The organism is Flavobacterium cupreum (assembly GCF_003996965.1).
GTDB lineage: Bacteria > Bacteroidota > Bacteroidia > Flavobacteriales > Flavobacteriaceae > Flavobacterium > Flavobacterium cupreum.
Map to the genome: position 1 here is coordinate 1 of NZ_QWDM01000153.1, position 329 is coordinate 329.

A 329-nucleotide genomic window follows, 5' to 3' on the forward strand; every position below is an offset into this window, starting at 1 on the left:
CCATTCGCCGCTGGCCAGCTTGGGCAGGAACTTCTGGCGCTGCTCCTCGGTGCCGAACTCATAGATCGGCACCATCACGAGCGACGATTGCACACTCATCATGGAGCGGTAGCCCGAGTCGACGCGCTCGACCTCGCGCGCGATCAGGCCGTAGCTGACGTAGTTTAGGCCGGGGCCGCCGTATTGCTCTGGGATGGTCGGTCCGAGCAGGCCCAGTTCGCCCATCTCGCGGAAGATCTCGATGTCCATGCGCTCGTGGCGGAACGCTTCGAGGATGCGCGGCTGGAGCTTGTTCTGGCAGTAGGCGGCGGTGGCGTCGCGCACCATGC

Annotated in this window: 1 protein-coding gene; it reads right to left on the reverse strand. The window is 65.0% G+C overall.

Annotated features, from left to right (window positions below; genetic code table 11):
- Positions 1-329: acyl-CoA dehydrogenase family protein (locus D0817_RS27005; RefSeq protein WP_193555380.1), on the reverse strand; the 329-nt coding region annotated here is incomplete at both ends.